The following is a 19659-nucleotide window of genomic DNA, read 5'->3' on the forward strand; positions in this document are numbered from 1 at the left end:
GCCGTAACACCATCGCGCAGGGAAAGCCGGAATGCTTCGGTTGAACCTGTGGTCCTACCCCCGTGCTTTTTGTTGCACGGGACCCATGGGTGCAACCGGCACCCGGCTTTCCCTGCGCCCTCTGATCAATGAGAGGGTGGAAAGTGAAGCAAAGCTCGGGCGCATCACGCCGCGAGAACGCGAACTCACATCCTCTCACCACTACTCCACCGTCATGCCCGCGAAGGCGGGCATCCAGTATCCGGCAGCCTCTCGGCTCAAGCACTGCTGTTTCTGGAATACTGGATCGTCCGCCTTCGCGGACGATGACAGCGGAAAGCTGTTTGACAGTTGAATCAGAACCCACCCCGCGTGGGGCAGATGGCGCCCTAACCCGCGCCGACGGCTTTCTTGCGCCAGGCGAGATGGACGGCGCAGGTGCAGCCGGGTGGGTGCGAGGTGACGTCGTTGGCGGGAGTGGCGACCGGCGCGAGCGCCGGCGTTGCCTGCTTCGCGTCCTGCGAGGGGATGTAGTTCAGCACGGGCGCGAGCCAGCGCTCGATCTCGGCAACCGTCATGTCCTTGCGTGCGGCGTAGTCCTCGACCTGGTCGCGCTCGATCTTGCCGACGCCGAAATAGAAGCTCTCGGGATGGCTGAAATAGAGGCCGGAGACCGAAGAGCCCGGCCACATCGCAAAGCTCTCCGTCAGCGTCACGCCGGCCGTATTCTCGGCATCAAGCAGTGCGAACAGCGTCGCCTTCTCGGTGTGGTCGGGCTGTGCGGGATACCCTGGCGCCGGGCGGATGCCGTGATACTTCTCCAGGATCAGTTCGTCCGACGCCAGCGCCTCGTCGGGCGCGTAGCCCCAGAATTCCTTGCGCACGCGCTGGTGCATGCGCTCGGCAAAGGCTTCGGCGAGGCGGTCGGCCAGCGCCTTGCACAGGATCGAGGAGTAATCGTCATTGGCGTTCTTGAAGCGGTCGGCGACCGCGTCCTCGCCGATCCCGGCGGTGACGACGAACCCGCCGATATAGTCAGGCACGCCCGAACCGACAGGCGCGATGAAGTCCGACAGTGCGGCGTTGAAGCGGCCTTCGCGCTTCTCGAGCTGCTGGCGCAGCGTATGGAAGGTCGCGATCTTCTTTTTGCGTGTCTCGTCAGCATAAACGGCGATGTCGTCGCCCTCGGCATTAGCGGGCCAGAAACCGATGGTGGCGCGGGCCGTGAACCATTTCTCCTCGATGATGCGCTCAAGCATCTTCTGCGCATCATCGTAAAGCGAGCGCGCGACCTCGCCGACCTTGGGATCGTCGAGGATGGCCGGGAAGCGCCCGGTCAATTCCCAGGTCTGGAAAAACGGCGTCCAGTCGATGAATTTTGCAAGCTCGGCCAGATCGTAGGCGTCAAAGCTCTTGCGCCCGAAGAAGGTTGGCTTCTTCGGCGGCGCCTTGGCGAAGTCGATCTTCACGGCATTGGCGCGGGCTTGCGCGAGCTTCAGCCGCTTCTTGTCGGCTTGCGCGCGGAAATGCGCCGCGGAGATCTTTGCGTATTCGGCACGGATATCGGCGGCATAGGCCTGACGCTTCTCGGGCGAGAGCAACGAGGAGGCGACGCCGACGGCGCGGCTGGCGTCATTGACGTGCACGACCGGCCCGCCCGGATAGTTCGGGTCGATCTTCACGGCGGTATGAACGCGGCTGGTGGTGGCGCCGCCGATCAGCAGCGGCAGGTTCAGGCCCTCGCGCTCCAGTTCGCCGGCGAGAAAGCTCATCTCGTCGAGCGAGGGCGTGATCAGGCCGGAGAGGCCGATGATATCAGCGCCTTCGGCCTTCGCCGTCTCGATGATTTTTGCGGCCGGCACCATCACGCCAAGGTCGATGACCTCGAAATTGTTACACTGCAGCACGATGCCGACGATGTTCTTGCCGATGTCGTGGACGTCGCCCTTCACCGTCGCGAGCACGATCTTGCCGGCGGCGTTGCGGCCGTCGCTGGTTACGCCATTGGCGAGGTTGCGCGCCTTTTCCTCTTCCATGAACGGCATCAGATAGGCGACCGCCTGCTTCATGACGCGCGCCGACTTCACCACCTGCGGCAGGAACATCTTGCCGTCGCCGAAGAGATCGCCGACCACGTTCATGCCGGCCATCAACGGGCCTTCGATGACGTCGAGCGGACGGGAAGATGCTTGTCGCGCCTGCTCGGTATCGGCCTCGATGAATTCGGTGATGCCGTGCACCAGCGCGTGGCTGAGCCGCTTCTCCACCGGCCATTCGCGCCAGGCGAGATCGGCTTCCTTGCTCTGCTTCTCCTTGCCGCGGAATTTCTCGGCGAGCGCCAGGAGGCGCTCGGAGGCGCCGGGGTCGCGGTTGAGGATGACGTCCTCGCACACCTGCCGCAGCTCGGGATCGATGTCGTCATAGACGATCATCTGGCCGGCATTGACGATGCCCATGTCCATGCCGGCCTTGATGGCATGATAGAGGAACACGGAGTGCATCGCCTCGCGCACCGGCTCGTTGCCGCGGAACGAGAACGAGAGATTGGAGACGCCGCCGGAAATATGCGCGCCGGGGAGGTTCTGGCGGATCCAGCGCGCGGCCTCGATGAAGTCGACGCCGTAATTGTTGTGTTCCTCGATCCCGGTCGCGATCGCGAAGATGTTGGGATCGAAGATGATGTCTTCCGCCGGGAAGTCGAGCCGGTTGACCAGGATGTCATAGGCGCGCTTGCAGATTTCGGTCTTGCGCGCAAACGTGTCGGCCTGCCCGGTCTCGTCGAATGCCATCACCACGACGGCCGCGCCATGGCGCTTTGCGATCGTGGCCTCAAGGATGAATTTCTCCTCGCCCTCCTTCATCGAGATCGAGTTCACCACCGGCTTGCCCTGGATGCATTTCAGGCCAGCCTCGATCACGGCGAATTTCGAGGAATCGACCATAACAGGCACGCGGGCGATGTCGGGCTCGGCAGCGACGAGGTTGAGGAACGTCACCATCGCCTTCTCAGAATCGAGCAGGCCCTCGTCCATGTTGACGTCGATGATCTGCGCGCCGTTCTCGACCTGGTCGCGCGCAACCTGCAGCGCGGCCGTATAGTCGCCTGCGGTGATCAATTTGCGGAAGCGCGCCGAGCCCGTGACGTTGGTACGTTCGCCGATATTGACGAAAGGAATGGCGTCGGTCAGCGCGAACGGCTCGAGGCCGGAGAGCCGCAGGCGCGGCTCGATCTCGGGGACGACGCGCGGCTTGTGCGGCGCCACCGCCGCGGCGATCGCAGCGATATGGTCCGGCGTGGTGCCGCAGCAGCCGCCGACGATGTTGACGAGGCCATCGCGCGCGAACTCGCCGATCAGCCGCGCCATATATTCCGGCGTCTCGTCATACTGCCCGAATTCGTTGGGCAGGCCGGCATTCGGATAAGCGCACACCAGCGTAGCGGCGACGCGGCCGATATCGGCGATGTGGCTGCGCAGGTCCTCCGCGCCGAGCGCGCAGTTGAAGCCGATGGTGATCGGCTTGGCGTGCCGCACCGAATTCCAGAACGCCTCCGGCAACTGGCCCGAGAGCAGGCGGCCGGATTTGTCGGTGATGGTGCCCGAGATCATCACGGGCACGTCGATGCCGCGCTCTTCAGCGATCTCGGAGATCGCGTAGAGCGCGGCCTTGGCATTGAGCGTGTCGAAGATGGTTTCGACCAGCAGCAGGTCGGCGCCGCCGTCGAGCAGGCCGTTGATCTGCTCGCCATAGGCCTTGCGCAGATCGTCGAACGTCACAGCGCGATAGCCGGGATTGGAGACGTCGGGCGAGATCGAGGCGGTACGGTTGGTGGGCCCCAGGGCGCCTGCGACGAACCGCGGCCTGCCGTCCTCCGCACTCACCTTCTCGGCGGCGGCGCGCGCGAGTCTGGCGCCCTCGCGGTTGAGCTCATAGGCGAGGTCCGACATGTCGTAGTCGGCCTGCGCGATCGAGGTCGAGGAGAAGGTGTTGGTCGCGACGATGTCGGCGCCGGCGCGCAGATAGGCGGCGTGGATGTCCTCGATCGCCTGCGCTTGCGTCAGGATCAGGATGTCGTTGTTGCCCCTGATGTCGCGGTGGAAATCCTTGAAGCGTTCGCCGCGGAACGCAGCCTCGTCGAACTGGAGGCCCTGGATCATCGTGCCCATGGCGCCGTCGAGCACGAGGATGCGCTCGCGTGCAGCGGCGATGAGGGCGGTACGCTTGGGAGAAACGGGTACGGTCATTTGATCAGGCAGCTTTCTTCGCGCCGTTCGGACGGATGCCGAGCAGATGGCTGATCGCGAACACGAGATCGGCGCGGTTCATGGTGTAGAAATGGAAGGTGTCGACGCCGTGCTTGGCCAGCTTCTGCACCTGGCCGGCGGCAACGGTGGCCGCCACCAGTTTGCGGGTCTCGGGGTCGTCATCGAGGCCTTCGAATTTCGCGGCGAACCAGTCCGGCACCGTGGTGCCGGCGCGGGTGACGAAATTGCGGGCCTGCTTGAAATTGTGCATCGGCATGATGCCCGGCACGATCGGGATCTCGATGCCGCGAGCCCGCACCCGGTCGAGGTAGCGGAAATAGAGATCGTTGTCGAAGAACACTTGGGTGATGGCGCGCGTGGCGCCGGCATCGACCTTGGCCTTCAGCGTGTCGATATCGGCGTCGAAATTCGCGCTCTCCGGATGCTTCTCCGGATAGGCCGAGACGGAGATCTCGATATCGGGATGACGCTTCTTGATGCCGGCGACCAGCTCCGGCGAGCTCTGGTAGCCGTCCGGATGGGTGTAATAGGGCGTGCCGATGCCACCCGGCGGGTCGCCGCGCAGCGCCACGATGTGGCGGACACCGACCTCGTGATAGCGGTCGACGATCTCGTCGATCTCGCCGCGCGAGGCGCTGACGCAGGTCAGATGCGCCGCCGGCAACAGCGTGGTTTCGTTCAGGATGCGGGCGATGGTCGAGTGGGTGCGCTCGCGGGTCGAGCCGCCGGCGCCGTAGGTCACCGAGACGAAGGTGGGCGACAGCGGCGCCAGCCGGTTGATCGTGTCCCACAAGTTACGTTCCATCTCCTCGGTCTTCGGCGGGAAGAACTCGAAGGAAATGGCGGGAGTCCTGAACGGCGGGGCGGCAACCTCGGTCATGGCTCTCACAAACTCCACGGGACAATCGGCACAGGCTGGGTGGTCAAGACGGTAAGATAGGGCAAAGCGGGGCGGGCAAACAGCCCATCAGGAATGGGAAATGGCCCACTTTGAGTGAATCTGTTAGCTCAGTGCGAGAACTTCAATTTGCGGTGGGCAGGAGTATAGGTTTCGCGGCTTATCGCAAAAATCCAAAAATCATAGCCTGTTTCTATAACGTTCCGGTCAATTCGGTTCCCTCCTTGGGTGTGGGCAAGGAAGAATTGTTACGGATTAACGACGTTTTGTCCCACTGTCGACGTGGCCGCTCCGCTTCGGGGCGTCGCGGAGCTGATCTGCACGCGGAGGGGCTTTGTGGTTTCAATGTGCCGCCCTAGCTTACCGCGATGATTCCGCTTTCCGTCCTGGACCTTTCGGTCGTCACGACAGCCACAAAACCCGCCGCAGCGCTGCGCAACAGCATCGATCTGGCGCGCCATGTCGATGGGCTCGGCTATATCAGGTATTGGCTCGCCGAGCACCACAACCTCGCCTCCGTCGCGAGCCCCGCGCCGGACCTGATGATCGGGCAGATCGCTGCCGTCACCAGGAACATCCGCGTCGGCTCCGGCGGCGTGATGCTGCCCAACCATGCGCCGCTGGTGGTCGCCGAGCGCTTCAAGATGCTGGAGGCGCTGTTCCCCGGCCGCATCGACCTTGGCCTCGGGCGCGCGCCCGGCACTGACGGCGCCACGGCCTACGCGCTGCGGAGCCGGCTCGATCGCCGCGAGGGCGACGATTTCCTGGAGCGACTGCATGAACTGACGCTGTGGGAGACGCGCGAGTTCCCGTCCGGCCACCCCTTCAACAATGTGGTGGCGATGCCCGACGATTCGCCGCTGCCGCCGATCTGGCTGCTCGGCTCCAGCGGCTATTCGTCCGAGCTCGCTGCGCAGGTCGGCATGGGTTTCGGCTTCGCGCATCATTTCGCGACTCATGACGCGGTCGATGCGATGACCAACTACCGCGCCCATTTCAAGCCGTCGCCCTGGCGCCAGACGCCGCAGGCGATCCTCGCGGTGGCAGCCGTGGCGGCTGAGACCGATGAAGAGGCGGAAAAGCTGGCGCTATCGATGGACCTCAACCGGCTGCGCCGGGATCGCGGCCAGTATCTGCCGCTGCCGAGCGTGGAGGAGGCGCTGGCCTATCCCTACACCGACGCCGAGCGCGCTTCGATCGCCCGCAACCGCTCGCGCTTTTTCGTCGGCAGCCCGGCGACGGTGATGGCAAAGCTGCAGCCGCTGATCGCGGCGACCGAGGCGGATGAGCTGATGATCATCACTGCCGTGTATGACCACGAGGCGCGGAAGAAGTCGTACAGCCTGCTGGCGGATGCGTTCGGGCTTGCGAAGAAGGAAGCAGCTTAAGCCGTCGTCCCGGCCAAGCGAAGCTTCGTAGCCCGGGTGGAGCGGAACGCGTAACCCGGGACACCTGCGTCAATGTCTGCCAGCGGTCCCGGGTTACGCTGGCGCTCCACCCGGGCTACGTGTCCGTCCCGGGTGGACCTGGGAGAGGGCTTGCGCGCCTCAATCCGCCTTCTCGCTGAAGGTTGCGCGGAAGGGGTGGGCGGGATAGACGCCCACGATGCGGAATTCGCGGGAGAAGAATTTCAGCTCTTCGAGCGCGAAGGCCAATCCGCGATCATAGGGGTGGCCGTCGACGTCGGCATAAAATTGCGTGGCAAAGAAATTGCCGTCGACCATGTAGCTTTCGAGCTTGGTCATGTTGACGCCGTTGGTGGCGAAGCCGCCGAGCGCCTTGTAGAGCGCCGCGGGCAGGTTGCGCACCCGGAATACAAACGTCGTGACCAGCGGGCCCGAATCCTGCTCGGCCCATCTGGCTTCGCGTGCCAACACCACGAAGCGGGTGGTGTTGTGGGCCTCGTCCTCGATGTCTTCGGCCAGGATATCGAGGCCGTAGATGTCGGCGGCAAGGCGCGAGGCGATGGCGGCGACGCTTTTGTCGCCACGCTCGGAAATGTCCCGAGCGCTGCCGGCGGTGTCGCCGGCGACGATCGGCCTGACGCCGAGCTTGCGGATGATGCGCCGGCACTGGCCGAGCGCATGCACATGGCTCTCCACGCTCCTGATGTCGGCGAGCTTTGTCCCCTTCACCGCCATCAACTGATGCCGGACCGGCAGGAACCATTCGCCGACGATGAACAGGCCGGAGGCCGGCAACAGATGGTGGATGTCGGCGACGCGGCCGGCGACCGAGTTCTCGATCGGGATCATGCCGAGATCGGCCTCGCCGGAGGAAATCGCCGACAGCGCGTCCTCGAAGGTCGGGCAGGGCATCGGCTCGGCGTCGGGATAGGCCTCGACGATCGCGATGTGGGAATTGGCTCCGGGCTCGCCCTGGAAGGCGATTTTCAGCTTCTTGGTCATATCGTGTTCCTGGCGAGGTTTTAGATCATGATCCGATTCTTCGGAACCGGATCATGATCTCATCTCTTTGTTTGAGCCTGATCTTTTCGGAAAACCGGTTTCCACTTTTCCGGATCATGCTCTAGCAGCGGTTCAGGTTTTGGCCAGTATGCGCCGGGCGGTTTCGAGGTCGGCCGGGGTGTCGACGCCGCGCGGCACAGTATCGACGATGGTGACGTCGATCCGCATCCCGGCCTCCAGCGCGCGGAGCTGCTCGAGCTTCTCCTGCTGTTCCAGGGGCGAGGGCGTGAGCCCCACGAAGCGCTCCAGCGCGGCGCGGCGATAGGCGTAGAGGCCGATATGGTGGTAGCGCGGGCCGTCACCGAACGGCGCCGTGGCACGGGTGAAATAGAGCGCGCGCAGCCGCCGTGCTGTGATCGGCGAGCCGACCGCCTTCACCACGTTCGGGTTGACGCTCTCCTCCTCGGTGTGGATCTCGGAGGCGAGGGTCGCGATATCGACTGCGGGGTCGTCGAGCGGCGGCAGCACGGCGCGGATCGTGTCCGTCGTGATGGTCGGGAAATCGCCCTGCAGATTGACCACAATCCCGGCCTTGCCTTGCGGATCGAGCGTGGTTGCGGCCTCAAAGATGCGGTCGGAGCCGGAGGGGTGATCGGCGCGGGTCATCACCACCTCGCCGCCGGCCGCCGTGACGGCAGCGGCGATCTCCGGCGTATCGGTCGCGACCGCGACCCGGCCGATGTTGGCTTCTTCCGCCCGGCGCAATACGTGGACAATCATCGGCTGGCCGGCAATGTCGAGGAGCGGCTTGCCCGGCAGTCTCGTGGCCGCCATGCGGGCGGGAATCAGCACCAAAATCCGCGAGTCAGCCATCGTATCGAAACCCTGCCGGCGGCAGGAATCAGGGTGGGGACGGGGTCAAAGTCGGCGCGTTTATACGGGTTGCCAGAGCGCAGGCAAACCGATATCTCAACTCTGCTCGGGGGAGGCGCGACGAGGGCTGATTCCGAGGCTCACCCCCGCGGCCATTCGGCCCGCCTGAAGTCGACATTTTAGGCCTGGAGCCTGATCCGAAATGGACTCCTTCGAACTCAACAAAATTCTCGGTGCGATCCTCGGCACCTGCCTCATTGTCCTGGTGACGAGCTTTGGCGCGCAGGCGGTGTTCACGCCGAAGCCGCTGGAGAAGCCCGGTTTCGAGATCGCCGTGAAAGAGGCGAGCAAGGGCGGACCGGCGGAAGCCGCCGCACCCTCCGAGCCGATCGAGAAGCTGCTGCAGACCGCCTCTGTGGAAAAGGGCTCGGCGGCCGCCAAGAAGTGCGCAGCCTGCCACACCTTCGAAAAGGGCGGCCCGAACCGCGTCGGCCCCAATCTCTTTGGCATCGTCGGCGAGCCCCGGGGCGAAGGACGCGGGTTCAACTTCTCGGCCGCGATGAAGGCCAAGGGCGGCACCTGGACCTTCGACGACCTCAACAAGTTCCTCACCAATCCGAAGGGTTTCATCCCGGGTACCGCGATGGGCTTCGCCGGTATTCCGAAGGACAGCGAGCGCGCAGACGTGATCGCCTACCTGAATTCGCTGTCGGATCATCCCCAGCCGCTGCCGACCGCGTCGAAATAGCATTTCCCTCATGGATTCAATCGGAACGGCCAGGCATTGCCTGGCCGTTTCCGTATGGATCGCAGGTTGTCATCGGGACGTTTCGCCGCACACGTGATGGCCCCCAGGCTTCCAAGATGAGGAAAAAGCAACATAATCCGCCGAAACCTTGCCCTATATTACGCACTTAGTGCGTAACCCCGGTTCACGACAGGAAGCTCCCCTTGGCCATTACCCGACGACACCTTCTGCAGACCGGCGCGGTGGCCGCGCTGACCCCCATGATGGGCATGGCAGCCGGCATTCCGGCGATGTCGAGCGCGCAGGCGGACCCGGGAGGCAGTGAGCCGGCGTGGCGCCACGCGCTGTCGCTGTTCGGCGATATCAAATATCCGGCCGGCTTCCAGCGTTTCGACTATGTCAATCCGGATGCGCCGAAGGGCGGCGTCGCGCGGATCATCTCGCTCGGCACGTACGACAACTTCAACGTCGCGGTGATGGGCGTGAAGGGCTCGATCGCGCCGGCCGCGATCATGATCTATGAGACGCTGATGTCGCGCTCGCAGGATGAGATCGCGACCGAATATGGCCTGCTCGCCGAAGGCGCATCCCATCCCGACGACTATAGCTGCGTGATCTACCGGCTGCGCAAGGAAGCGCGCTGGCACGACGGCAAGCCGGTGACGCCGGAGGACGTCATCTTCTCGCTCGAGACGTTGAAGAAGCAAAGCCCGTTCTATTCCTCCTATTACCGGCACGTGACCAAGGCCGAAAAGACCGGCGAGCGCGACGTCAAATTCACCTTCGACGCTCCCGGCAATCGCGAATTGCCGCACATCGTCGGCGAATTGCTGGTGCTGCCGAAGCATTACTGGGAAGGCACCGACAGCCAGGGCCGCAAGCGCGATGTTTCGGCGACCACGCTGGAGAAGCCGCTCGGCTCGGGCGCTTATCGGATCGCTGATTTCGTCGCCGGCCGCTCGGTCCGGCTCGAGCGCGTGAAGGACTATTGGGGCGCCAAGTTGCCGGTCCAGATCGGCCAGAATAATTTCGACGAGCTGCGTTTCGAATTCTTCCGCGACAACGTCGTCGCGCTCGAAGCTTTCAAGGCCGACCAGGCGGACTGGATCACCGAGAACTCGGCGAAGCAGTGGGCGACTGCGTATGACTTCCCGGCCGTGACCGAGAAACGCGTCGTCAAGCAGGAGTTTCCAATCAACGATTCCGGCCGCATGCAGGGTTTCGTGCTCAACCTGCGCCGCGCTCAATTCAAGGACGCGCGTCTCCGGCGCGCCTTCAACTTTGCGTTCGATTTCGAGGAGATGAACAAGCAGCTCTTCTATGGTCAGTACAAGCGCATCAACAGCTATTTCGAGGGTACAGAATTGGCCTCTTCCGGCTTGCCGCAGGGGCAGGAGCTCGAGCTCCTCGAGACCGTGCGCGACAAGGTGCCGCCGGAAGTCTTCACGACGCCGTACACGAACCCGATCGGCGGCAACCCCGAAGCGGTGCGCGCCAATTTGCGCGAGGCCACCAGGCTGTTGAAGGAGGCCGGCTTCGAGGTGCGCGAGCGCAAGCTGGTCGATCCGTCGGGCAAGCCGGTGACCGTGGAGATCCTGGTGCAGGATCCTTCCTCCGAGCGGATCGCGCTGTTCTTCAAGCCGTCGCTGGAACGCATCGGCGTCACTGCCTCGATCCGTGTCGTCGACGACGTGCAGTACGAGAACCGCATCCGCAGTTTCGATTTCGACATCATCACCGACCTCTGGGGCCAGTCGCTCTCGCCCGGCAATGAGCAGCGCGAATTCTGGGGCTCGCAGGCCGCGGATCAGCAGGGATCCAAGAACACCATCGGCATCAAGAACCCGGCAGTAGATGCGCTGATCGAGAAGGTCATCTTCGCCAAGGACCGCGCCAGCCTCGTCGCCGCGACCAAGGCGCTGGACCGGGTGCTGCTCTGGAATTTCTACGTGGTCCCGCAGTTCGGCTATCCCTACGCGCGCTATGCGCTCTGGGATCGCTTCGGCCACGCGGAACTGCCGAAATACGCGCGCTCCGGCCTGCCCTCATTGTGGTGGTATGACGTGGACAAGGCAAACCGGATCGGCAAACGGTCTTGAGGGATTTTTCGGGTATGCCGCTATTCACCCGTCGGCACGCGCTCGGCCTCGGCATCGGTGCGTTTTGCGCGACGCGGCTTCGTCCGGCAGCCGCCGATAATGGCGTCGAGATGCACGGCATGTCGGCGTTTGGCGATTTGAAATATCCCGCCGATTTCCACCATTTCGACTATGTCAACGTGAATGCCCCCAAGGGCGGCATGTTCTCGCTGATCCCGTCGGTCCGCGCCTACAACCAGTCCTATTTCACGTTCAATTCGCTCAACGCCTACGTCCTCAAGGGGGAGGGCGCGCAGGGCATGGATATGACGTTTGCGACGTTGATGGGGCGCGCCACCGACGAGCCCGATGCGATGTATGGGTTCGCGGCGAAGTCGGTGCGGATTTCGCCCGACAAGCTCACCTACACGTTCACGATCCGCCCCGAGGCGCGGTTTCACGACGGCTCGAAGCTGACGGCGCAGGACGTCGCCTTCTCGCTGAACACGCTGAAGGAAAAGGGGCACCCGCTCGTCCTGGTGCAGCTCCGCGATTTCATCAAGGCCGAGGCGCTCGACGATGCGACCGTCGTCGCCAGCTTCGCGCCGAAGCGCGCGCGCGACGTCCCGCTTTATGTCGCGGGGCTGCCGATCTTCTCGAAGGCCTATTACGCCAATCGGCCGTTCGAGGAATCGACGCTCGATACGCCGCTCGGCTCCGGGCCGTACAAGGTCGGCCGGTTCGAGGTCAACCGCTTCATCGAATATGATCGCGTCAAGGACTGGTGGGCTGCCGATCTTCCGGTCTGCCGCGGCAGCTTCAATTTCGATACCGTCCGCTACGAGTTCTATCGCGACCGCGACGTCGCCTTCGAAGGCTTCACGGGCAAAAACTATCTCTATCGCGAGGAACTCACCGCCCGCATCTGGGCGACGCGCTATGATTTTCCCGCGATCAAGGACGGCCGCGTCAAGCGCGAGCTGTTGCCGGACGAGACGCCGTCGGGCGCGCAGGGCTGGTTCATCAACATGCGCCGCGACAAGTTCAAAGACCCGCGCGTGCGCGAGGCGCTGATCTATGCCTTCGATTTCGAGTGGACCAACAAGACCATCATGTACGGCGCCTATGCGCGCACCCATTCGCCGTTCCAGAATTCGGACATGATGGTCTCCGGCCCGCCGTCGCCGGAAGAGCTGGCGCTGCTGGAGCCGTTCCGCGGCCAGGTGCCGGACGAGGTGTTCGGCATGCCCTTCGTGCCGCCGGTGTCGGACGGTTCGGGACAGGACCGGGCGCTGCTGCGCAAGGCGGCGCAATTGCTGGGCGAGGCCGGCTGCGTGGTCAAGGACGGCAAACGGCTGTTGCCGAACGGCGAGCCTTTCACCATCGAATTCCTCAACGACGAAGCCTCGATCCAGCCCCATCACGGGCCGTACATCAAGAACCTTGCCGTGCTCGGCATCGACGCCACCTTCCGGCTGATCGATGCCGTGCAGTATCGCGCGCGGCTGGAGGATTTCGATTTCGACATGACCATCCAGCGCTTCTCGATGTCGGCGACCCCTGGCGATATCATGCGGGCGTTCTTTTCGTCGCAGGCCGCCAACACCAAAGGCTCCTATAACCTCGCAGGCATTTCCAGCCCGGTGATCGATGCGTTGGTCGAGAAGATCATCGCCGCCGAGACCAGGGCGGAACTGACCACCGCCTGCCGCGCTTTCGACCGCGTGTTCCGTGCCGGGCGCTACTGGGTGCCGCAATGGTACGCCAACACGCACAAGGTGGCCTATTGGGACCTGTTTGCCCATCCGCCGAAGCCGGCACGCTACGCGCAAGGCGTGGGAGCGCCAGAGAACTGGTGGATCGACCCGGCCAAGGCCGGCAACGCCGAACAGGCGAAGTAAGACATGACCGCCTATATCGCCCGCCGCATTCTCTTGATGGTGCCGACGCTGCTCGGCATCCTCTTCGTGTCCTTTGTTGTCGTGCAGTTCGCGCCGGGCGGACCGGTCGAGCGTGTGCTGGCGCAGCTCTCCGGCGCCGATACCGGCGGCACCTCGCGGGTTTCGGGTTCATCCGGCGGCGATTTTGCCGCGCGCGCGCCGGGCGGCGCCTCGGCAGACGCCGTCAACTCGAAGTACCGCGGCGCGCAGGGCCTCGATCCGGCCTTCATCAAGAATCTCGAAAAGCAGTTCGGCTTCGACAAGCCGGCGCCCGAGCGCTTCGCGCTGATGGTATGGAATTTCGCCCGCTTCGATTTCGGCAAGAGCTATTTCCGCGACGTCAGCGTGATCCAGCTCATCAAGGAGAAGCTGCCGGTGTCGATGTCGCTCGGCATCTGGATGACGCTGCTGACCTATCTGATCTCGATCCCGCTCGGCATCCGCAAAGCCGTGCAGGACGGCTCGCGGTTCGATACCTGGACCTCGGCGGTGATCATCGTCGGCTTTGCGATTCCTGGCTTTCTGTTCGCGATCCTGTTGATCATCCTGTTCGCCGGCGGCTCGTTCTTCAACGTGTTCCCGTTGCGCGGATTGACCTCGGACGGCTGGTCGCAATTCCCCTGGTACTGGAAGATCCTCGACTATTTCTGGCACATCACGCTGCCCTTGATCTCGATGGCGCTCGGGGCGTTTGCCACCATGACGCTCTTGACCAAGAACTCGTTCCTGGACGAGATCCGCAAGCAATATGTCATGACCGCGCGCGCCAAGGGCTGCAGCGAGACGCAGGTGCTGTACGGCCACATCTTCCGTAACGCGATGCTGATCGTGATCGCCGGCTTCCCGAGCGCGTTCATCCACGCCTTCTTCTCCGGCTCGCTTTTGATCGAGACCATCTTCTCGCTCGACGGGCTCGGCCTGCTCGGCTTTGAGAGCGTCCTGAACCGCGACTATCCGGTGGTGTTCGGCACGCTGTTCATCTTTTCGCTGGTCGGCCTGGTCGTGAACCTGATCTCCGATCTCGCTTACATGTGGATCGATCCCCGGATCGATTTCGAGGCGAGGGAAGTCTGATGACGATGCTCGCGCCCCAACCCGTCGAGACCACCACGCAATCGCCGCTCGGCGAGGCCGTGCCGCCGAGCCGCCATCCCTTCGAGCCGTCGCCGCTCAACAAGCGCCGCTGGCAGAACTTCAAGGCCAACCGCCGGGGCTACTGGTCGTTCTGGATCTTCCTGGTGCTGTTCGTGGTCTCGCTGTTCGCCAATTTCATTGCGAATGATCGCCCGCTGATGGTCAGATATGACGGCCGGTTCTATTGGCCGGTGCTCTTCAACTATGCGGAGACGACGTTCGGCGGCGATTTCGAGACCACGGCTGACTACCGCGATCCCTACTTGCAGAAGCAGATCGCGGCCAAGAGCGGCACCATCATCTGGCCGCCGATCCGCTATTCCTACGACACCCACAATCTCGATCTGCCGACCCCGGCGCCGTCGAAGCCGACCTGGCTGCTGACCGAAGAGCAGTGCAAGGAGGTGGTCGAGAGGAAGCATCTCAGCGGCTGCCGCGACCTCGAATACAACTGGCTCGGCACCGACGACCAGGGCCGCGACGTGGTCGCGCGCCTGATCTACGGTTTCCGGATTTCGGTGCTGTTCGGCCTCACGCTGACCATCCTGTCCTCGATCATCGGCGTCGCCGCCGGCGGCGTGCAGGGCTATTTCGGCGGCTGGATCGATCTCACCTTCCAGCGCCTGATCGAGGTCTGGACCGCGATCCCCTCGCTCTATCTGCTTCTGATCATCTCCGCGGTGCTGCCGCCGGGCTTCTTCATCCTGCTCGGCATCCTCCTGTTGTTCTCCTGGGTGTCGCTGGTCGGCCTGGTGCGTGCGGAATTCCTGCGCGGGCGCAATTTCGAGTACATCCAGGCGGCGCGCGCGCTCGGCGTCTCCAATGCGGTGATCATGTTCCGCCACCTGTTGCCGAACGCGATGGTGGCGACCATGACCTTCCTGCCGTTCATCGTCTCGTCCTCGGTGATGACGCTGACCGCGCTGGACTTCCTGGGCTTCGGCCTGCCGCCTGGCTCGCCTTCGCTCGGCGAGTTGCTGGCGCAGGGCAAGGCCAATGTGCAGGCGCCGTGGCTCGGCTTCACCGGCTTCTTCTCGGTCGCGATCATGCTCTCGCTCCTGATCTTCATCGGCGAGGCCGCGCGCGACGCCTTCGACCCACGCAAGACGTTCAGGTAGAGGGCAGCATCATGGACGCCATCAACCAGCCGCTGCTCGATGTCCGCGACCTCTCGGTCGCGTTCGGCCCGTCGATCGCGGTCGACCATGTCTCGTTCTCGATCAAGCGTGGCGAATGCCTCGCGCTGGTCGGCGAATCCGGCTCGGGCAAGTCCGTCAGCGCGCTGTCGGTCCTGAAATTGCTGCCCTATCCGGCCGCGTCGCATCCTTCCGGCACCATCCGCTTCAAGGGCCGTGACCTTCTTACCGCCTCGGAGCGAGAGATGCGCGAGGTGCGGGGCAACGACATCTCGATCATCTTCCAGGAGCCGATGACCTCGCTCAATCCGCTCCACACCATCGAGGGGCAGATCGGCGAGATCCTGTCGCTGCACAGCGGCGTGCGCGGCGCGGCGGCGCGGGCGCGCACCATTGAGCTCCTGACGCAGGTCGGCATTCCCGAGCCCGAGACGCGGCTGCAAAGCTATCCGCATCAGCTCTCCGGCGGCCAGCGCCAGCGGGTGATGATCGCGATGGCGCTCGCCAATGAGCCCGACCTTTTGATCGCGGACGAGCCGACGACGGCGCTCGACGTCACCGTGCAGGCGCAGATCCTGGCGCTGCTGGCCGAGATCCGCACCCGGCTCGGCATGAGCATGCTGTTCATCACCCATGATCTCGGTATCGTCCGCCGCATCGCTGACACCGTCTGCGTCATGAATGGCGGCAAGATCGTCGAGCACGGCCCGGTCGAGCAGGTCTTCACCGCGCCCAAGCATCCCTATACGCGCGATCTTCTCGCCGCAGAGCCGAAGCCCGATCCGGCGCCGCCACGCCCGGACCAGCCGGTGGTGATCTCGGCGGATGATCTGAAGGTCTGGTTCCCGATCAAGCGCGGATTGCTGCGCTCTACTGTCGGTCATATCAAGGCGGTCGACGGCGTCAGCATCGCGGTACGCAAGGGCGAGACGCTCGGCGTGGTCGGCGAATCCGGCTCCGGCAAGACCACGCTCGGGCTCGCGCTGCTGCGGTTGATCTCCTCCGACGGGCCGATCGTGTTTTTAGGGAGCAACATCCAGGGCCTGCGCTTCAAGCAGATGCGCCCGTTCCGCCGCGACATGCAGATCGTGTTCCAGGATCCGTTCGGCGCGCTGAGCCCGCGTATGTCGGTCGGCGACATCGTGGCCGAAGGGCTGACGGTTCATCAGCGCCAGTTATCGGCCGAAGAGCGCGAGGCGCGGGTGATCAAGGCTCTGACGGATGTCGGCCTCAAGCCGGAATGGCGCTTCCGCTACCCGCATGAGTTCTCCGGCGGCCAGCGCCAGCGCATCTCGATCGCGCGCGCGGTGGTGCTGGAGCCGAATTTTGTGGTGCTGGACGAGCCGACCAGCGCGCTCGACATGCTGTTCCAGGCGCAGATGGTCGACCTCTTGCGCGAATTGCAGCGCAAGCGCGACCTCACCTACATGTTCATCTCGCACGATTTGCGCGTGGTGGCTTCGCTCGCCAGCCATCTGATCGTGATGAAATCCGGCAAGGTCGAGGAGGAGGGGCCGGCCTCCGAGCTGTTCAAGAACCCGAAGAGCGACTACACCCGCGCCCTCTTCGCCGCCGCCTTTCGCCTGGAGACGGCAGGCAACGGTGCGGTGGCGACCTGAGTGGCAGTTGGGCCTCATGGTTCGAGACGGCGCTGCGCGCCTCCTCACCATGAGGGGCGGGCAGTTTAGCCTGCGGCAACGTCTGACCGTCCCGAGAGCACCGTGTTTCCCCTCATCCTGAGGAGCCGCGAAGCGGCGTCTCGAAGGATGAGGCCCCCGTGCTCGACACGCATTGGCGTCGTAGCCCGGGTGGAGCGTCAGCGTAACCCGGGGCCGCTGGTGGATGTTGACGCAGTTGTCCCGGGTTGCGCTGCGCTCCACCCGGGCTGCGAGTTAAAGCCGCTTGATCGCGACCACTTCGCTGCCGGCCGCCTTGATGCGGGCGATGGCCTCCGTAGTGCGCTCGATCACGGTTGCCATGTGATGCGCATTGGCGTGCACGATCGTTGTCGCATCGCGCACGATGGCGACATGGCCCTTCCAGAAGATCAGGTCGCCGCGCTGCAGCTTCCTTGTTTCCGCCGCGCTCAGCTCGCGCCCGAGGCCTTCCTGCTGCATGTCGCTGTCGCGCGGGCAGCCGGTGCCGGCGGCGGTCAGCGCGACCTGCACCAGGCCGGAGCAATCGATGCCGAGGCTGCTCTTGCCGCCCCAGAGATAAGGCGTCCCGATGAAACGTTCGGCCACAGTGACGAAATCATCCTCGATCGCGTCGATGCCGCCGACATGGCGGCGCGGCAGGTGCCAGCCTTCGCGTGTCACCGCAAACACGCCGTCTTCGCGCGCGACGTTCAGCCGGGCGCCGAGCGGCAGCGTCTCGACCGGCGGCAGCTTGATCGAGGGGCCGGGAAAGGCGAAGGTCCGCAGCGCCGTCACCTTGTGGGTCGGCGCGGCGGAAGGTTTTGCCAGCGCGGCATCGGGCAGCCAGCCGACATAGCCGTCGCTGCCAAGCTGGGCCCAGGCGAATCCCTCGCTGTTGCGGTCATAGATGGTGACGCGCTCGCCCTTCAGGGCCTGCGTCAGCAGCGTGGCGTCGGAGCGTGGCGCCTCGCGGAGCGGCGCGAGTGCGTGCGCGATCTCGAACTCCTCGCCGGCAACGAAGCGCTCAGCGCTCACCCTGCCTTCGAGGTATTTCGCGGCGATGTCGCCGCGGGAAGGTGTCAGGCGCGGATCATCCATAGCGCTGGCTCAACAGTTTGTAGATCGCGCGCGCCGCCTGGCATTCGCCGCCTTCGGGCCGCGCCGGTTTCGCGCTGGGAGTCCAGCCGTAGATATCGACATGCAGCCAGCGTTTGGCGTGCTCGACAAAGCGTTGCAGGAACAGCGCGCAGGTGACCGAACCGGCGAACGTGCCCGACGGCGCATTGGTGATATCGGCGGTCTTCGAATCCAGCCAGGCATCGTAGGCGGGCCATAGCGGCATGCGCCACAACGGATCGTGCTCGGACTTGGCGTGGGCCGCAACTTCCGCGGCTAGCGTATCATCCTGCGTGTAAAAGGGCGGCAGGTCCGGCCCCAGCGCCACGCGCGCGGCGCCCGTGAGCGTGCCGAGGTCGATCAGGAGATCCGGCTTCTCCTCGTCGGCGAGTGCCAGCGCATCGGCGAGCACCAGCCGTCCCTCGGCGTCGGTATTGCCGATCTCGACCGTCAGCCCCTTGCGCGAGGTGAAGATGTCGAGCGGGCGGAAAGCGTTGCCCGCGACCGCGTTCTCGACCGCAGGGATCAGCACGCGCAGCCTTATCTTGAGCTTCGCGTCCATCACCATCTGCGCAAGCGCAAGCACATTGGCGGCACCGCCCATGTCCTTCTTCATGATGAGCATGCCGCTCGATGGTTTCAGGTCGAGCCCGCCGGTATCGAAGCAAACGCCCTTGCCGACCAGCGTCACCTTGGGGTGATCGGGGTCACCCCAGGTGAGATCAATCAGCCGCGGCGCGCGGCTCGAGGCCATGCCGACGGCGTGGATCAGCGGAAAATTCTGTCGCACGAGCTCGTCGCCCGTGATGCAGTTGAACGTGGCGCCGAACCGCGACGCTATCTGTTCCGCCGCCTGCGCCAGCTCCTGCGGCCCCATGTCGTTCGAGGGCGTGTTGATGAGGTCGCGCGCCAGGCATGCGGCCTCCACCATGCGCGCCAGGTCTGCCGCATCAACGCCATCCGGCGGCACCAGCCGCACGTCGGGCATTTCCGCCTTGCGATAGCGGCGGAAGCGGTAGCTGCCGAGCGCAAAGGCGAGTGCGGCGAGCCGCGTATCGTGCGGCGCATTGGCGAAGCGGTAGACGCCTGATGGCAGCAATCCGGGCAGGCTGCCCGGCCGGAATGGATCATGCGACCGGCTTGCCTCATCCTCAAGTCCGAACAGCACCTGCGCGAGCGAACCGTCAGGCGCCGGCAGCGCCAGATATTTGCCGGGCTTGGCCGCAAAGCCATTGGCCTGCGCGAAGTGCCGCGCATGCGCGGGAAGCGTCTCGCGGATCTGCTCCCAATTCGTCTTGGTGATGAACGTGATGGGAATGGCGTTCGACGCGGATGCGGTTTCGAAGATGGATGGCATGCGGCTCTCATCAAATGGCAGGGGCCTTGAATCTTACTTGGGCGTGATCTCTTCGGAAAACCGGCCTCCACTTTTCCGGATCACGCCAGT

General features: G+C 64.2%; 14 protein-coding genes. 8 read left to right on the top strand and 6 right to left on the bottom strand.

Annotated features, from left to right (window positions below; translation table 11 throughout):
* Window positions 1–85: 85 nt before the first annotated feature.
* Complete coding sequence (locus tag ACZYOF_RS09065; RefSeq protein WP_282530391.1) at window positions 86–334, top strand: hypothetical protein; 249 nt, start codon at window positions 86–88, stop codon at window positions 332–334.
* A gap of 34 nt (window positions 335–368) precedes the next feature.
* Here ACZYOF_RS09065 and metH read toward each other — a convergent pair whose 3' ends face one another.
* Both metH and metF read right to left on the bottom strand, forming a co-directional pair.
* The gene (metH, locus tag ACZYOF_RS09070; protein ID WP_463715527.1) at window positions 369–4223 is read right to left on the bottom strand and encodes a methionine synthase; all 3855 of its coding nucleotides are present in this window, start codon (window positions 4221–4223) and stop codon (window positions 369–371) included.
* Between the two features lie 4 nt (window positions 4224–4227).
* Window positions 4228–5124: a methylenetetrahydrofolate reductase [NAD(P)H] gene (gene metF / locus ACZYOF_RS09075; RefSeq protein WP_463715528.1), complete on the bottom strand. Its 897-nt coding sequence runs from the start codon at window positions 5122–5124 to the stop codon at window positions 4228–4230.
* Between the two features lie 386 nt (window positions 5125–5510).
* Here metF and ACZYOF_RS09080 point away from each other — a divergent pair, with 386 nt between their 5' ends.
* Window positions 5511–6530 carry an LLM class flavin-dependent oxidoreductase gene (locus ACZYOF_RS09080; protein WP_463715529.1) on the top strand — a complete coding sequence of 340 codons (1020 nt, stop codon included), beginning with the start codon at window positions 5511–5513 and terminating at the stop codon, window positions 6528–6530.
* A gap of 159 nt (window positions 6531–6689) precedes the next feature.
* Here the strand turns inward: ACZYOF_RS09080 and ACZYOF_RS09085 are convergent, their stop codons facing one another.
* Window positions 6690–7550 (bottom strand): prephenate dehydratase, encoded by an 861-nt coding sequence (locus tag ACZYOF_RS09085; RefSeq protein WP_394568709.1) that lies wholly within the window; start codon window positions 7548–7550, stop codon window positions 6690–6692.
* 132 nt (window positions 7551–7682) lie between these two features.
* Window positions 7683–8423 carry a 3-deoxy-manno-octulosonate cytidylyltransferase gene (locus tag ACZYOF_RS09090; protein WP_463715530.1) on the bottom strand — a complete coding sequence of 247 codons (741 nt, stop codon included), beginning with the start codon at window positions 8421–8423 and terminating at the stop codon, window positions 7683–7685.
* 202 nt (window positions 8424–8625) lie between these two features.
* Here ACZYOF_RS09090 and ACZYOF_RS09095 point away from each other — a divergent pair, with 202 nt between their 5' ends.
* The 6 genes from ACZYOF_RS09095 (at window position 8626) to ACZYOF_RS09120 (ending at window position 17078) form a co-directional block, all read left to right on the top strand.
* The gene (locus ACZYOF_RS09095; protein WP_130581476.1) at window positions 8626–9171 is read left to right on the top strand and encodes a c-type cytochrome; all 546 of its coding nucleotides are present in this window, start codon (window positions 8626–8628) and stop codon (window positions 9169–9171) included.
* Window positions 9172–9440: 269 nt separating this feature from the next.
* Complete coding sequence (locus tag ACZYOF_RS09100) at window positions 9441–11270, top strand: extracellular solute-binding protein (protein WP_463715570.1); 1830 nt, start codon at window positions 9441–9443, stop codon at window positions 11268–11270.
* A 14-nt stretch (window positions 11271–11284) separates the two neighbouring features.
* On the top strand, window positions 11285–13150 hold the full coding sequence (locus tag ACZYOF_RS09105) for an extracellular solute-binding protein (protein WP_463715531.1): 1866 nt from the start codon (window positions 11285–11287) through the stop codon (window positions 13148–13150).
* 3 nt (window positions 13151–13153) lie between these two features.
* Complete coding sequence (locus ACZYOF_RS09110; protein WP_463715532.1) at window positions 13154–14263, top strand: microcin C ABC transporter permease YejB; 1110 nt, start codon at window positions 13154–13156, stop codon at window positions 14261–14263.
* The gene (locus ACZYOF_RS09115) at window positions 14263–15441 is read left to right on the top strand and encodes an ABC transporter permease (protein WP_394568705.1); all 1179 of its coding nucleotides are present in this window, start codon (window positions 14263–14265) and stop codon (window positions 15439–15441) included. The genes ACZYOF_RS09110 and ACZYOF_RS09115 overlap by 1 nt, the downstream gene beginning before the upstream one ends.
* Window positions 15442–15452: 11 nt before the next feature.
* Window positions 15453–17078, top strand: coding sequence for an ABC transporter ATP-binding protein (locus ACZYOF_RS09120; protein ID WP_463715533.1), 1626 nt, complete (start codon window positions 15453–15455; stop codon window positions 17076–17078).
* A gap of 273 nt (window positions 17079–17351) precedes the next feature.
* Here ACZYOF_RS09120 and ACZYOF_RS09125 read toward each other — a convergent pair whose 3' ends face one another.
* On the bottom strand, window positions 17352–18194 hold the full coding sequence (locus ACZYOF_RS09125) for a C40 family peptidase (protein ID WP_463715534.1): 843 nt from the start codon (window positions 18192–18194) through the stop codon (window positions 17352–17354).
* Entirely contained in the window at window positions 18187–19569 is a 1383-nt protein-coding gene (locus tag ACZYOF_RS09130; RefSeq protein ID WP_463715535.1) for a leucyl aminopeptidase family protein, read from the bottom strand. Before ACZYOF_RS09130 ends, ACZYOF_RS09125 begins: the two co-directional genes overlap by 8 nt.
* Window positions 19570–19659: the final 90 nt, after the last annotated feature.

Source organism: Bradyrhizobium sp. LeoA1Lang, assembly GCF_055413685.1.